Origin of the sequence: Sphingomonas aquatilis (assembly GCF_014196115.1) — a bacterium.
Classification (GTDB): domain Bacteria; phylum Pseudomonadota; class Alphaproteobacteria; order Sphingomonadales; family Sphingomonadaceae; genus Sphingomonas; species Sphingomonas aquatilis.
This window is the reverse complement of record NZ_JACIDB010000001.1, coordinates 424,350-437,539: the sequence shown is the minus strand read 5'-3', so window position 1 is coordinate 437,539 and position 13,190 is coordinate 424,350. Positions and strand designations below refer to the sequence as shown.

Annotated in this window: 11 protein-coding genes; 5 read left to right on the top strand and 6 right to left on the bottom strand. The window is 65.9% G+C overall.

The window, feature by feature from the left end:
- The first annotated feature begins 148 nt into the window (after positions 1-148).
- Both GGR47_RS02045 and GGR47_RS02040 read left to right on the top strand, forming a co-directional pair.
- The gene (locus GGR47_RS02045; RefSeq protein WP_147036886.1) at positions 149-388 is read left to right on the top strand and encodes a hypothetical protein; all 240 of its coding nucleotides are present in this window, start codon (positions 149-151) and stop codon (positions 386-388) included.
- Positions 385-1,335: an aldo/keto reductase gene (locus GGR47_RS02040; RefSeq protein ID WP_147036885.1), complete on the top strand. Its 951-nt coding sequence runs from the start codon at positions 385-387 to the stop codon at positions 1,333-1,335. Before GGR47_RS02045 ends, GGR47_RS02040 begins: the two co-directional genes overlap by 4 nt.
- 165 nt (positions 1,336-1,500) lie before the next feature.
- Here the strand turns inward: GGR47_RS02040 and GGR47_RS02035 are convergent, their stop codons facing one another.
- The 3 genes from GGR47_RS02035 to GGR47_RS02025 form a co-directional block, all read right to left on the bottom strand.
- Complete coding sequence (locus GGR47_RS02035; RefSeq protein WP_147036884.1) at positions 1,501-2,940, bottom strand: hypothetical protein; 1,440 nt, start codon at positions 2,938-2,940, stop codon at positions 1,501-1,503.
- Positions 2,941-3,534: 594 nt separating this feature from the next.
- The gene (locus tag GGR47_RS02030) at positions 3,535-5,127 is read right to left on the bottom strand and encodes an isocitrate lyase (RefSeq protein ID WP_147036883.1); all 1,593 of its coding nucleotides are present in this window, start codon (positions 5,125-5,127) and stop codon (positions 3,535-3,537) included.
- A gap of 138 nt (positions 5,128-5,265) precedes the next feature.
- The gene (locus GGR47_RS02025; protein ID WP_147036882.1) at positions 5,266-6,651 is read right to left on the bottom strand and encodes a helix-turn-helix domain-containing protein; all 1,386 of its coding nucleotides are present in this window, start codon (positions 6,649-6,651) and stop codon (positions 5,266-5,268) included.
- A gap of 407 nt (positions 6,652-7,058) precedes the next feature.
- On the opposite strand from GGR47_RS02025, the gene GGR47_RS02020 reads away from it, so the two are divergent.
- The gene (locus tag GGR47_RS02020; protein ID WP_147036881.1) at positions 7,059-8,015 is read left to right on the top strand and encodes a cation diffusion facilitator family transporter; all 957 of its coding nucleotides are present in this window, start codon (positions 7,059-7,061) and stop codon (positions 8,013-8,015) included.
- Positions 8,016-8,089: 74 nt separating this feature from the next.
- On the top strand, positions 8,090-8,740 hold the full coding sequence (locus GGR47_RS02015; RefSeq protein WP_147036880.1) for a hypothetical protein: 651 nt from the start codon (positions 8,090-8,092) through the stop codon (positions 8,738-8,740).
- 140 nt (positions 8,741-8,880) lie between these two features.
- Here the strand turns inward: GGR47_RS02015 and GGR47_RS02010 are convergent, their stop codons facing one another.
- Together GGR47_RS02010 and GGR47_RS02005 are read right to left on the bottom strand one after the other, a co-directional pair.
- Positions 8,881-9,531: a DUF4893 domain-containing protein gene (locus GGR47_RS02010; protein ID WP_147036879.1), complete on the bottom strand. Its 651-nt coding sequence runs from the start codon at positions 9,529-9,531 to the stop codon at positions 8,881-8,883.
- Positions 9,528-10,313: a 3-hydroxybutyrate dehydrogenase gene (locus tag GGR47_RS02005; protein WP_147036878.1), complete on the bottom strand. Its 786-nt coding sequence runs from the start codon at positions 10,311-10,313 to the stop codon at positions 9,528-9,530. Before GGR47_RS02005 ends, GGR47_RS02010 begins: the two co-directional genes overlap by 4 nt.
- Before the next feature lie 101 nt (positions 10,314-10,414).
- Here GGR47_RS02005 and ypfJ point away from each other — a divergent pair, with 101 nt between their 5' ends.
- Positions 10,415-11,329 (top strand): KPN_02809 family neutral zinc metallopeptidase, encoded by a 915-nt coding sequence (gene ypfJ / locus GGR47_RS02000; RefSeq protein ID WP_147036877.1) that lies wholly within the window; start codon positions 10,415-10,417, stop codon positions 11,327-11,329.
- Positions 11,330-11,596: 267 nt separating this feature from the next.
- Here ypfJ and GGR47_RS01995 read toward each other — a convergent pair whose 3' ends face one another.
- Complete coding sequence (locus GGR47_RS01995) at positions 11,597-12,844, bottom strand: N-acetylmuramoyl-L-alanine amidase family protein (protein WP_147036876.1); 1,248 nt, start codon at positions 12,842-12,844, stop codon at positions 11,597-11,599.
- Positions 12,845-13,190: the final 346 nt, after the last annotated feature.

Genomic DNA, 13,190 nt, shown 5'->3' with positions numbered 1-13,190 from the left:
CATGCCAAAGGCATGACGGAGGGGGAGGAACCACCAACAGACGTGTGGCTTACCGCCCCCTCCGTCACCGCTTCGCGGCGCCACCTCCCCCTGGCGGGGGAGGAATGAATATCAACCGCATCAACACACCGGGGGAATTGACCGCCACATGTCGAACCGGATCGCCACGGCGCTCATCCCTCTGTTGCTCTCCGCATCGCTCGCCGCCTGTTCGGGCGGCAGCGACGATCCCCGCGCGGTGACGCCCGACGAAGCCGCGCAACTGAACGACGCCGCCGCGATGCTCGACGCCAACAGCATCGATCTCGACGCCGTCAGCGACGACGCCGGCAACGACACCCAGCCCGCCGCCAACCCGCCCGCCGCCAACCAAATGGACGCCTCATGACCCAGCTGCGCCGCCTCGGCTCCACCGACCTCCGCATCGCGCCACTGGTACTCGGCGGCAACGTCTTCGGCTGGACCGCCGACCGCGACGCCAGCTTCGCCGTCCTCGACGCCTTTGTCGCCGGCGGCGGCACGATGATCGACACCGCCGACGTCTATTCAGCCTGGATCGACGGCCACAAAGGCGGCGAATCGGAAAGCATGATCGGCGACTGGCTGCGCCACAGCGGCAAGCGCGACGCTGTGCTGATCGCGACCAAGGTCGGCATGCTGCCCGGCGAAGGCGGCGAAAAGCTCGCCCCCGCGCGCATCGTCGCCGCCGCCGAAGCCTCGCTCAAGCGCCTCGGCACCGACCGTATCGATCTCTATTACGCGCACCAGGACGACGACACAGTCCCGCAGGAGGCGGTGCTCGAAGCCTTCGGCGCGCTGATCGACGCCGGCAAGGTCCGCGTCCTCGGCGCCTCCAACTTCCACGCTGCGCGCCTCAAATCGGCGGTCGACCTTGCCAAGGCGAGCGACCTGCCCCGCTACCACGTGCTCCAGCCCGAATATAACCTCGTCAGCCGCCACAAATTCGAAGGCGAGCTGCAGGATTATTGCGTCACCGAAAACATCGGCGTCCTGCCGTATTACGGCCTCGCCTCCGGCTTCCTCACCGGCAAGTACCGCACCAAGGACGACCTCACCCAAAGCGTCCGCGGCGGCCGCATGGGCGCATTGCTCGAAGGCAAAGGCGCCGCCGTCCTCGCCGCGATGGATCAGGTGGCCGACGAAACCGGCGCCACCCTCGCCCAGATCGCGCTGGCGTGGCTGATCGCGCAAGAAGGCGTGACGGCCCCCATCGCCAGCGCGACCAGCGTCAAGCAGCTGGAGGATCTGCTGCCGGCGATGGAGCTGGAACTGACCAAGGACCAGCTCGAGCGGCTGACAGACGCGGGGGCGTGACCGCATCCGCCGAGCCGCCTTTCAATGCCATCACCGCCTAAAGTGTGTCGCTTTTTGTTTTCCCGATTTGGACTGTCGTCTCGGCAAAACGACTATACCTCGCGACGCAATATGTCGGGTTCGTCCGAACCCGCGGTACATCACGAGCAAGACTACTGCGTCAGGTCATGGCTGGCTGGCAACCGACGTCAAAACCGCGATCCGATCCTTCGTGACTGTAACCGTGGTCGGCCGATCAACATGAAGTGTTAGGCCTTCGGTGGACACGTTGAGGCTGTCGAGCGAGTGCGTTCCGGGCGCCAAAGCGTCCAGCGTTGGGAGCTTCACCTGCGGACTGAGGGAAATGGTGTACGTCGTGAGGAGCGCCTCCCCAGGTTTCGATGGTGCTCTCTCGGACATCACGGAGTAGCCCTTGAGCGCAAGCTTTATACCCGGCTGCTCGACTTGAAAGTTATTGACATCCAAAAATGCCATGGCCGCCCTTCCAACGGCTATCATCTGCTTTGTGCTGCTGAACTCCTGACCATCCGCCAATCGGCTACGGGGAATCGATATAGAAAGAACGAGATGGCGCGAGCCTAAGCGCATAAAATCGGCCGGGCTTTCCAATGTTTTCGGCGCCGCGGCCAATGCGGCTTTCATTTCGAGCAAAATTTGCCCGGCGCCATAAGTCGCCTGCGCTGTCCGACCGAGGCGCGTTCTTTCGTTATTATCTGTAATGCCCAAGGCCTTTTCGAGCAGTATATCGAGCGGCTCCCCGCTTTGAACACGTGCTTTCCAGTCCGACGGGCCGAGTTGATCGAGTAGCAGGGCGATTGCTCCACCAACGTCATAAGCGCGCGTCCGAAACCAGTTACCGCTGTACGACCCCTTGGCATTGGCGAACAGGTTGCGACGCAAGCCGGTCGCTAGCTGAGTAGCGACGCTACCATCTTCTCCGGTCAGTACAATGGCGGCAGCTTTGAAACCCACGTACTGGGCCGTTCCTTCCAGGCGTTCGAAGTACCGTTCTTTACCGACGATTGCTTCTCCCAACGTGGTCTCCCGGATTCGCCTGAGGGCCACATACTGTCGTGACAGCTCCGTCCGCTTCGCAGCCGTTTGCGCAAGGATAGCATCAGCCAGCACGCGCCTTTCCAGTTCAGCGGCTGCGGTAAAGCTGGCCCGATCCGTGATCTCTGTCAGATCAACATAGTCCCCTCCGTATCGCCGATCTTTCTTGTCGAACGCGTCGTGCTGGAAGTCATGGAACTGTTCATGGAACAGCGTCTCGACAGCTAGTGGCCAATCGTTCTTGACCGTCATCATCATCATATTTGGTGTGCCCGCGGGATAGTCGAACACGAAGTCCGAATCCGCTCCCGGCAGCTTGCCGGCGCGATAGGTCACATTGCGTGGTTGCCCATCGGCGCCGACCAAAACGGCGCCGGAGGATGGGTCGTAGAGGATGAAGCCCTGATTTTCAGGCCAATACCCAGGCCATATCCGCGAAAGTTCCCCGGAATGATCGAGTATGAGGCTGGCCTTGCTACGTAAATCAGCTGGCGGATTGCGAACATCGCTCTGAAAAGCCATGATAAACGGCGCCATCAGAGTTGCCGCCATCCATCCGTACCGGTTCCGAGCCCGCATGTTTCCCCCGATGTGGCGTGAGGATACAATTTATCATGACGACCTAATCGGTCAACACAAGAATACGGATATTTTCAGAAATCATACCGCCGATAAATTGTTTTGTACAATGCAGATGATTGACACTTAAGACATTGTTATCCGTCAGGTCTATGATACGATAATATTTAGCTGCATCTCCGCCCGTTGGCTAGGCATCATATGATCGAGCCGAAAGTGGCAACATGATCGATCTTGGATGTTCTTCGATGAATCGGTCGGTGATGACCGCGGTTGTGTCTCACTTCGCTCGAACGGCAAATCAGATAGCACGGCGAAGCTCTTTCCTAGACGGACCAAATGTGAAACACTCAGCCCCGCACCGACTCGGCGCGCCGCTCTTTCTCTCCCCACCCGTGAGGATCGCATACACAAAACCGCCCGCCGGATAGCCCGGTCGGGCGGTGATCGAGGCGCCATCCGGCACGATCGCCGGGGAAGGCTTTCGGGACGTTACGTACCGTCCACTTCGTCCACTTCCGCGGGGCAAAACGGCCCCCGCACCGTCGGGCACGGGGGCTGCGGGGGTTACGCCGCGAACTGGTTCATCGTGTTGTGGACGCCGCCCGCCTTCAGCGCGGCCTCGCCGGCGAAATACTCCTTATGGTCGTCGCCGATGTCGCTGCCCGACATGTTCTGGTGCTTCACGCAGGCGATGCCCTCGCGGATTTCGCGGCGCTGCACCCCCTTGACGTAGCCGAGCATGCCCTCGTCGCCGAAATAGGCCTTGGCAAGGTTGTCTGTGCTCAGCGCCGCCGTGTGATAGGTCGGCAGCGTGATCAGGTGGTGGAAGATGCCGGCCCGCGCCGCCGCATCCTTCTGGAAGGTGCGGATACGCTCGTCGGCCTCCTCGGCCAGCGGCGTGCCGTCGTAATCGACGCTCATCAGCCGCGCGCGGTCGTACGCCGACACGTCCTTGCCCGCTTCCGCCCAGGCGTCGAACACTTGGCAACGGAAATTGAGCGTCCAGTTGAAGCTGGGGCTGTTGTTATAGACCAGCTTGGCGTTCGGCACGACCTCGCGGATGCGATCGACCATCGACGCGATCTGTTCGATGTGCGGCTTCTCCGTTTCGATCCACAGCAGGTCGGCGCCGTTCTGGAGCGACGTGATGCAGTCGAGCACGCAGCGGTCCGCGCCGGTGCCTTCGCGGAACTGGAACAGGTTCGACGGCAGGCGCTTCGGCCGCAGCAGCTTGCCCTCGCGCGTGATGACGACGTCGCCGTTGCCAACCTGGGCGACGTCGATCTCGTCGCAGTCGAGGAAGGCGTTATACTGGTCGCCGATGTCGCCCGGCTCCTTGCTGAACGCGATCTGCTTGGTCAGGCCCGCGCCCAGCGAGTCGGTACGCGTCACGATGATGCCATCGTCGACGCCCAGCTCCAGAAAGGCGTAGCGGCAGGCGCGCACCTTCGCCAGGAAGTCCTCGTGCGGCACGGTGACCTTGCCGTCCTGGTGGCCGCACTGCTTCTCGTCGCTGACCTGGTTTTCGATCTGCAGCGCGCAGGCGCCCGCCTCGATCATCTTCTTGGCGAGCAGATACGTCGCCTCGGCATTGCCGAAGCCCGCATCGATATCGGCGATGATCGGCACGACATGCGTCTGATGGTTGTCGATCGCCTGGGTCAGCCGCTGCGCCTCCACCTCGTTGCCGCTCTCGCGCGCCTTGTCGAGCTCGCGGAACAACAGGCTCAGCTCGCGCGCATCCGCCTGGCGCAGGAAGGTGTACAGCTCCTCGATCAGCGCGGGCACGCTGGTCTTCTCGTGCATCGACTGGTCGGGCAGCGGGCCGAATTCGCTGCGCAGCGCCGCAACCATCCAGCCGGACAGGTACAGGTAACGCCGGTCGGTGGTGCCGAAATGCTTCTTGATGCTGATGATCTTCTGCTGCCCGATGAACCCATGCCAGCAACCGAGCGACTGGGTGTAGGCCGCGGGGTCGGCATCGTACGCCGCCATGTCCCGCCGCATGATTGCCGCGGTATATCGCGCAATATCGAGGCCGGTCTGGAAGCGGTTCTGCAACCGCATCCGCGCGACCGATTCGGCATCGATCCCGCCCCAGGTGGCGTGGCCGCCGATCGTCTGGCGGGCGGTGCCGATCTGCTGCTGGTAGGTCATGTCACATATCCCTCGCTGTCTGGATGCGAGGATGTGTACGGACATTGACACGGCATTCTGAGCGAAATGCGCCGAAAATCGCGTCCAAACGTCACGCCATCAGCGTTAACGCCTGTCACTTTGTATGGATATTTTCCGCTAGTCGCCGGTGAAGGTGAACCCCGACACGCCCCGATCCCGCTCGTTGATCAGCAGCGCCCGCCCCGCCGGCGGTGCCGACCGCTGCGGGCAATCGGTACGCTGGCACGCCCGGCACCCCAGGCCGATCGGCGTCGCATCGCCCTTCAGGTCGATGCCCCGCGCCACCGCCAGCGCCCCGCCCAGCTCCGCCGCCACGCCGATGCCGACGGCGAATTCGGCCAGCACGCCGCCATAGCGCCGCCGCTGCGGCGTCACCGTCCGCGCAATCGTCAGCCACCGCGCCCGGTCCTCGAGCTCCACCAGCTGCACCGCAAGGCTGCCCGGCCGATCGAACGCCTGGTGCAAACGCCACAGCGGGCAGCGCCCCTCCGCCTCGGCGAGCGGCGACCCACTCGCCCCGGAGAAGCGCTTCGAACACTGCCCGGCGCGATCGATGCGAATGAGAAAGAACGGCAGTCCCCGCGCCCCGACGCGGTGCAGCGTCGTCAGCCGGTGCGCCACCTGCTCGAACCCCGCCCCGAATCGCCGCTGCAACAGCTCCAGGTCGTACCCCGTGCTCTCGCAAGCCCGCAGGAACCGGGCATAGGGCATCATCACCGCCGCCGCGAAATAGCTGGCGAGGTGCCGCCGGAACAATCGCTCCGCCGAACGGTCGGCAAAGCCCGCCCCCTTGGCGAGCGCATCGATCTCGGCCCGCGCCTCGATCTGCGCCAGCTGATACGCCGCGGCAAAGGTCCGCGACGCCGAATCGAGCACCTCGCTCAGCTGCAACTGCCGGGCATGCAGGTCCAGCCGGCGCAGCAGGTCAGGCATCACGTCGACGGGCAGGATGCGGATCGTCAGCTGGTGCTTGACGCGCAACCGCTCGGCGATCGCGCCGTACAGGTCGCCTGCACCCAGTCGCAATTCGTCCGCCAGCGCTTCGGCCAGACTGTCGAGGTCCGCGAAATGCCCGCGCCACCGCTCGATCTCGCGCCGCACTTCCGCGACGGGGTCGGCGGCATCGCCGTCACGCGCCGCCCCTGCACCCAGCCGGTCGTACGCCCGCGCAAACGCTTCCGCACCGCCCGGCGCCCCGGCGAGCCATTCGGCGATCTCGTTGCGATCGATCTCCAGGTCCGCGAACAGCGGATCGGCCAGCCGCCGCCGCATCGCCGCTTCGCCACCGCCCGGCTCGCCCGCGGTCAGCGCGCGCGGATCGAAGTCATACGATTCGGCCAGCCGCACCAGCAGCGCCGCCGACAGCGGCCGCTGGTTGCGCTCGACGAGGTTGAGATAGCTCGGCGAAATGCCCAGCACCTCGGCCATCGCCGCCTGCGTCAGCGCCGCCTGCCGCCGGAGCCGCCGCACCGCATGCCCCGCAAACAATTTACGCTCGGCCACGCCCCACTCCCCCACGCCACATCTGCGCTACGGGATGGCAACTCCGTGCGCTTGTCATTTTGTTACAGCATGACGCGCCCGCTTGTCCATGTGGTGGACACCATGACCCCGCTGCGCATCCGGCCCCTCTCGCCGCACCCGCCCCCACCTAGCTAACGGAATTCTCGAAAGTTTCCTGGGGAGGAAAGGTGGCCGCCGGCATCTCGTATGCCGGCGGCCATTCCCGTTTAGGGGTCAGGCGATATGGCCGCGGGCCCAGCCGGTGCTTTCATTCACGCTCAGCCCCGCCGCCCGCGCCACACTGGATCGCGCGTTTACACGGCCGTTATACCAGAGCGACGGGAGCCGATCCACCGGCTCATGCGTCTCGTCACGATGCCGCATCTGCGGCGCAACAGGGAGCGACAATGGCAGACGGGCTGACCGCGCGGATCCGCGAGAATATCGTGCTGTACGGGGCGCTTGCCGCCAATCTCGGGATCGGCGTCGCCAAGTTCGTCGCCGCGGGCATCACCGGCTCGTCGTCGATGCTGACCGAAGGCGTCCACAGCTGCGTCGACAGCGGCAACCAAGTGCTGCTGCTCTATGGCCAGCATCGCGCCAAGCGTGCGCCCGATGCCGTCCACCCCTTCGGTTACGGGCGCGAGCTGTATTTCTGGGCGTTCGTCGTCGCGATCCTGATCTTCGCGGTCGGCGCAGGCGTGTCGATATATGAGGGCTATCGCCACATCATCACGCCCGAACCGTTGCTCGATCCGCTGGTCAATTACATCGTGCTTGGCATTGCGATGGCGATGGAGGGCGCGTCCTGGTTCATCGCGATGCGCGAATTTTCGAAGGCGAAGGGCAAGGCCGGCTGGTGGCGCGCGATCCGCCAGAGCAAGGACCCGGCGGGCTTCATCGTGCTGTTCGAGGATTCGGCCGCGCTCGCCGGCCTCGTCATCGCAGGCGTCGGCGTCTGGGCGAGCCATTATTTCGTCGATCCGCGCATCGACGGTGTCGCGTCGATCCTGATCGGTCTGATCCTCGGCCTCGTCGCCGTGCTGCTCGCCCGCGAAGCCAAGGGCCTGCTGATCGGCGAGCGCGCCGACCCGCAGGTGGTGGAGACGGTGCGCGACATCATCGCGCGCCATCCCGCCGTCACCGCCGTCAACCACGTCCGCACCATCCACACCGCGCCCGATGCGATCTTCGTCGCCGCCAGCGTCGATTTCGACGACGCGATTACGATGGGCGCGGCCGAGACGCTGATCGAGGAGCTGGAGGACGAATTGCGCGCCGCCGTCCCGCGGCTCAGTTCGATCTATATCCGCCCCGAAAAGCGCGAGAATGCCGCGACGCTCGCGCATCCCGTCCAAGCTTAGGGGCGCGAAAATACCACGCCGCCTCAGTGTGATCTCCGTTGCCCAAGCCCCGCCGCCGCCTGTATCATCCGCGTATGGTTCGCTCCCTCCTCCGCCCGCTGCTCGCCACCGCGCTGCTGCTGTCCACGCTGTTCGGCGCGGCGCCCGCCTGGGCGGCGGTGACGATCACCTTCTGGAGCCACGAACTCGGCAACAGCTTCCCGCACGCCTTCATCACGCTGCGTGGGGTGCCGGACGCGGGCGGCGCGCCGGTCGACGCCAATTACGGCTTCACCGCCAAATCGGTGTCGCCCAAATTGCTGATGGGCACGGTGGCGGGGCGGCTCGACATTTCGAAGCCCTTCTACATCGCCGGCAGCGACGCGCAGTTCTCGGTCGTCCTCACCGACGCGCAATATAACGCCGTGCTCGGGCTGGTCGCGGCGTGGGACGAAAAGACCGGCGACGCGCATTACAATCTCAATCAGCGCAACTGCGTCCACTTCGTCAAGGAAGCCGCGCGCATCGCCGGCCTGACCGACCTCGACCGCCCGAAACTGATGAAGAAGCCGCGGTCCTACCTTCAGTCGATCGCCGAGGCGAATGCCGGGCGAGTCACGTTGGTGAAGATGCACGGCAAGGCCTACCTCGCGACGCTGCCGCCGCTGGCGACGACGCCCGTCGTGGCGACCGCGCCGGTAGCGGCGACGGCTGCTACGACAACGCCGATGACGACCGCACCATAAGCCCAAACCACTCCGTCACCCCGGACTTGGTCCGGGGTCCACTCTGCGGCGAGGGGGACGGCAAGAGGCTCCAGCCGTGCCCCCGTGGCTCGGTGGACCCCGGACCAAGTCCGGGGTGACGACGTGGGGAGGAAAGCCCGCTACGCCGGCACGATCTCCATCACATCCAGCGTCGATTGAAACCCCGGGAACGGCAGCACCAGCCGCCAGCGCGCCTCGCCGATCCGCTCGACGAAGCCCGCCATATCGCGCCGCAGATCGCGGCCGTACGGCATCGGTCGCGCCTCGTCGCCGAGCGCCAGCGTGCCGAGGAAGATCGTCCGCGAATCGGTGCTATCGAACAGCACGCCGCTCGCCCGCTGCACGCCGTCGGTGGCGAACTGGCGCTTGGGGCCCTGCCCTTCGACCCGGCACGCCGTCCAGGCGCCGCTCAGCAGCGCGCGCGGCGGCGGCGCGGTGCCGGCGAGCCGCTCGGCGCCGTTACCGCCCAGCCGATAGGTGCGGCAGCGATAGGCCCCGGGCTTCAGCATCTCGCCGCGGATCACCTGGTCGGGATTGAACAGCGCCGGGTCCGCAGACAGCACCGCTGCGCCCGCCGGATCGGCACGTGCCTCCGCCAGCGCCTTCACCCAGGCGTCGCGCCATTCGCGCAGGCGCTGCCGGTCCTCCACCGTCGCCACCGCGCGCCAGTCGACTGCGGCCGTATCGGGGTCGCGCACATGTGCCAGCGCCGCGCCTGCCAGCACCGTTGCGACCAGCGCCGTCGCCGTGCCCAGCCACAGGCCCCTCATGCGGCCGTCCAGCCGCCGTCGACCGACAGGTTGGCGCCGGTGATCGCCTTCGCCTCGTCGCGACACAGGAACAGCGCGAGCGCCGCGACCTGTTCTGGCGTCACGAATTCCTTGGTCGGCTGCGCGGCGAGCAGCACGTCGTTCATCACCTGCTCGCGCGTCAGCCCGCGCGCCTTCATCGTGTCGGGAATCTGCGCCTCGACCAGCGGCGTCCAAACATAGCCCGGCGAAATGCAATTGACCGTGATGCCGTGCGTCGCGGTTTCCAGCGCCAGCGTCTTGGTCAGGCCCGCGATGCCGTGCTTGGCCATCACATAGGCCGATTTGTTGGGGCTCGCGACCAGGCTGTGCGCGGACGCGGTGGTAATGATCCGCCCCCAACCCTGCCGCTTCATATGCGGCACCGCAGCCTTGGCGACATACCAGGCCGACAGCAGGTTGATGCGGACGATCGCTTCCATCTTGTCGTCGGGAAAGTCCTCGATCGGCGACACGTGCTGGATGCCGGCATTGTTGATCGCAATGTCGATCCGCCCCGTCTCGGCGACCGCGCGATCGATCAGCGCCGCGATCTGGTCGGGCTTGGTCATGTCGGCCGCGTCGTACAGCGCGGTCGCGCCGCTGGTCGCCGCCAGTTCGGCGCGGATCGCCTCGATGGCATCGGCATCGCCAAATCCGTTGATGACGAGGCTCGCGCCCTCCGCCGCCAGCGCCTTCGCATAGGCGAGGCCGATGCCAGAGGTGGAGCCGGTGATGACCGCAGTCTTGCCCTGAAGGATCATGCTACTCTCCTGATAACACGCCTGTCGTGGCGCCAAGCGCAGCCGGTTGCAACCGGGGGACGGGTTCGGGCATTCGTTACACACGCTAAACGGAGCCTGCCATGCGCCTCGACGATTTCGATCCCAATATTGACGTCGAGGACCAGGGTAACACCGGCGGTGGTAGCTTCGGCGGAGGCGGTGGCGGCGGCCTGCTGTTCGGCCTGTTGCCACTGATCGGCAGCCGCTTCGGCTGCGGCGGCATCGTCGTCGTATTGCTGTTGTTCGCCGTGTTCGGCGGGCTTGGCAATCTCGGTAGTCTCGTGGGCGGCGGAGGCGGCAGCGGCACGCAGGTGACCCGCAGCGCCCCGTCCGAAGGCCGCGGCGCGACTGCGGTCTGCTCATCCGACCCCGACAAGCGTGCCGCCTGTAACGCGTTCAGCTCGGCGGAAAATACCTGGGAAAAGATCTTCGCGCAAAGCGGCGAGCGCTTCCGCGCCCCGGGCCTCTCCTTCTTCAACCAGAACGGACGGTCGGGCTGCGGCGCCGCGCAATCGGCGATGGGCCCGTTTTACTGCCCGACCGACCAGCGCATCTATCTCGACACCAGCTTCTTCAACGAATTGGCCAATCGCTTCGGCGCCAAGGGTGACTTCGCGCAGGATTACGTGATCGCCCACGAATTCGGCCATCACATCCAGAACCTGCTCGGCACGTCGGACAAGGTGCAGCAGATCCAGCGCAGCAGTTCGGAGCGGGAGGGCAATGCCGCCTCGGTCCGCCTCGAGTTGCAGGCCGATTGCTACGCCGGCGTCTGGGCCGCGCAGAACCGCAGCCGCATGGAGCCGGGCGATCTGGAAGAGGGCCTGACCGCCGCCGGCGCGATCGGCGACGACACGCTGCAAAAGGAAAGCCAGGGCCGCGTCGTCCCCGACAGCTTCACCCACGGCACCTCCGCCCAGCGCCAGACCTGGCTGCGCCGCGGCATCGAAACTGGCGATCCGGCGGCGTGCGACACCTTCTCGGGCGCGATCTGACGGGGATTCCAAACGGCGGTGAACGCCGCCCCCCCGTCCGTCATTCCAGCGAAGGCTGGAATCTCGCCGTGGAAGCACGCTTCAGGCGCCGAGAGAGACCCCAGCCTTTCACTACGTTCCGTCATTCCCGCGAAGGCGGGAATCCATAACCGCTACCGTTGATAATGGAGTCGCCGCGGTAGCGCGTCTGGATCCCCGCCTGCGCGGGGATGACGAGGCGGGTGGGGCGTGCCGCCCTCCCGTGACACACGTCGCCCCGGCGCGCCCCTACCGGCTCGCCATCTGCCGCGCGAAATGCACCTCAACCGCCTTGGTCACGCTTTCCGCGATCTTCTCCCGCCCTTCACTGCTGTCGAGGAACGCGGCATCGCGCGGGTTGGAGATATAGCCCGTCTCGAACAGGATCGACGGCATGTCGGGCGCCTTCAGCACCATCAGCGACGCCATACGATGAAACACCGGCTTGGTCGGGATCAGCGGCTTGGCCTCGCGTCCCAGCAGCCGCGCGAAGTTCGCGGACGTGTTCATCGTCTCGCGCTGCGCCAGGTCGATCAGGATCGACGTGACGTCCGCACCCGCATCGCCCAGGTTCACGCCGGAGATCACGTCCGCCTTGTTCTCGCGCGCCGCCAGCCGCGCCGCTTCCTTGTCGGAGGCGACTTCGGACAAGGTGTAGACCGACGCACCGCTCGCCTCCCCGCTGCCGACGCTGTCGCAATGGATCGAGATGAACAGATTGGCCTTCAGCCGCCGTGCGATGCCGTAGCGTTCGCGCAGCACGAGGAAGCGGTCGTCGTCGCGCGTCAGCGCCACGCGCACCCGCCCGGTGGCGAGCAACTGGTCGCGAATCGTCCGCGCGATGCGCAGCGTCACGTCCTTTTCGCGCAGCCCGGTCACCGGGTTGATCGCACCCGGATCGACGCCACCATGCCCCGCATCGATCACCACCAGCGGCCGGTTGTCGTCGCCGCGCACCTTGGGCAGCGGCAGGCCGCGCGCCGGGGGCGGCACCGGCACCGACACTTTGTACTTGGGCCGTGCCGCCCAGCCGCCGATGTCGAAGGACAGGAAGCTTAGCGGCCCCGCCGCCCCTGCCGCCGCGAAGCGTGCCGCACTCGCCGGCTCGATCGACAGCACCAGGCTGCGCCCGTCCTGTTCGAACGATGCATCGCCGATGATCGCCGGCCGCGCGAGGTCGAACAGCAGCCGCGTGCCCGCCCCTTGCCGCAGCTGGGTGACGCCGCTCACCGGCCCGCCACCGCGCGCGCGCGCGCCGGGCACGGCATCGGCGATGTCGACGGCGATCTGGCGGCTGGCGGACAGAATCTCGCCGCTCGCATCCGCGACCGGGCCGTCGAAGCGGATGACGATCCGCCCGTCCTGCACCGCGACGCTACGGATCATCGTCGCCGCCCAGGCGGGCGCGCTCGTGAACCATCCCGCAATCAGGGCGAACAGCGTCAGCACACGGCGTCCTTGCCGCGACAGGCGTACGCGGGTCCAGCGAAAAGCCATACACAACCCCTCGGGCGATTCTGAACGCGATCGCCACGGGGCCGTTGTGACGCACAGGGTGCCAACAGGGGGTTGCCCGGCAAGGTTAATCCGGAATTCGGCACGATTTTGCCGGCCGATACGGCAAGTTCCTGCCAGTTGCGGTTCGTGCAGGCCGATGCTACCAACGGACTGCACCCGTGCGTCGCCCGTGAATACAGATCGGCGATGCGCCGGTTCTCGCGCCGTCCTGGCGCGGTCTTAACCAGGTTGACGCTCGCATGACGCACTTTTCCACCGTTCGACACCGCCCGGCCTCGGCCGGCGGCGTGTCGGGCGTGCGGGAGGGCCGTGCCCCCCGATGTGC

Bases quoted from the DNA above. Each gene is read 5' to 3' on its own strand.
- GGR47_RS02045 (WP_147036886.1), top strand. From the start codon at position 149: ATGTCGAACCGGATCGCCACGGCGCTCATCCCTCTGTTGCTCTCCGCA.
- GGR47_RS02040 (WP_147036885.1), top strand. From the start codon at position 385: ATGACCCAGCTGCGCCGCCTCGGCTCCACCGACCTCCGCATCGCGCCA.
- GGR47_RS02035 (WP_147036884.1), bottom strand. From the start codon at position 2,940: ATGGCGGCAACTCTGATGGCGCCGTTTATCATGGCTTTTCAGAGCGAT.
- GGR47_RS02030 (WP_147036883.1), bottom strand. From the start codon at position 5,127: ATGACCTACCAGCAGCAGATCGGCACCGCCCGCCAGACGATCGGCGGC.
- GGR47_RS02020 (WP_147036881.1), top strand. From the start codon at position 7,059: ATGGCAGACGGGCTGACCGCGCGGATCCGCGAGAATATCGTGCTGTAC.
- GGR47_RS02015 (WP_147036880.1), top strand. From the start codon at position 8,090: ATGGTTCGCTCCCTCCTCCGCCCGCTGCTCGCCACCGCGCTGCTGCTG.
- GGR47_RS02010 (WP_147036879.1), bottom strand. From the start codon at position 9,531: ATGAGGGGCCTGTGGCTGGGCACGGCGACGGCGCTGGTCGCAACGGTG.
- GGR47_RS02005 (WP_147036878.1), bottom strand. From the start codon at position 10,313: ATGATCCTTCAGGGCAAGACTGCGGTCATCACCGGCTCCACCTCTGGC.
- ypfJ (WP_147036877.1), top strand. From the start codon at position 10,415: ATGCGCCTCGACGATTTCGATCCCAATATTGACGTCGAGGACCAGGGT.
- GGR47_RS01995 (WP_147036876.1), bottom strand. From the start codon at position 12,844: ATGGCTTTTCGCTGGACCCGCGTACGCCTGTCGCGGCAAGGACGCCGT.